Origin of the sequence: Dermacoccus sp. Ellin185 (genome assembly GCF_000152185.1) — a bacterium.
GTDB lineage: Bacteria > Actinomycetota > Actinomycetes > Actinomycetales > Dermatophilaceae > Dermacoccus > Dermacoccus nishinomiyaensis.
Window position 1 is genome coordinate 1 of sequence record NZ_AEIQ01000059.1, and the last position, 771, is coordinate 771.

At 52.5% G+C, this 771-nt stretch carries 1 rRNA gene; it reads left to right on the forward strand.

The features are described from left to right. A 23S ribosomal RNA gene (locus HMPREF0321_RS15450) occupies positions 1 to 771 on the forward strand; the annotation flags it as partial.

Consider the following 771-nt stretch of genomic DNA (forward strand, 5'->3'; position numbering starts at 1 on the left):
CGGATGTTGGCTTAGAAGCAGCCATCATTTAAAGAAAGCGTAATAGCTCACTGGTCGAGTCGGCCTGCGCGGAAGATGTAACGGGGCTAAACCATGCACCGAAGCTGCGGCAGCGACACTATGTGTTGTTGGGTAGGGGAGCGTTCTGTAAGCCTGTGAAGGTGTGCTGTGAGGCATGCTGGAGGTATCAGAAGTGCGAATGCTGACATAAGTAACGATAAAGCGGGTGAAAAGCCCGCTCGCCGGAAGACCAAGGGTTCCTGTCCAACGTTAATCGGGGCAGGGTGAGTCGACCCCTAAGGCGAGGCCGAAAGGCGTAGTCGATGGGAAACAGGTTAATATTCCTGTACTTGGTGTTACTGCGAAGGGGGGACGGAGAAGGCTATGTTGGCCGGGCGACGGTTGTCCCGGTTTAAGCGTGTAGGCTGGTTTTCCAGGCAAATCCGGAAAATCAAGGCTGAGGCGTGATGACGAGGCACTACGGTGCTGAAGCAACAAATGCCCTGCTTCCAGGAAAAGCCTCTAAGCATCAGGTAACATCAAATCGTACCCCAAACCGACACAGGTGGTCAGGTAGAGAATACCAAGGCGCTTGAGAGAACTCGGGTGAAGGAACTAGGCAAAATGGTGCCGTAACTTCGGGAGAAGGCACGCTGATATGTAGGTGAAGCGACTTGCTCGTGGAGCTGAAATCAGTCGAAGATACCAGCTGGCTGCAACTGTTTATTAAAAACACAGCACTGTGCAAACACGAAAGTGGACGTATACGGT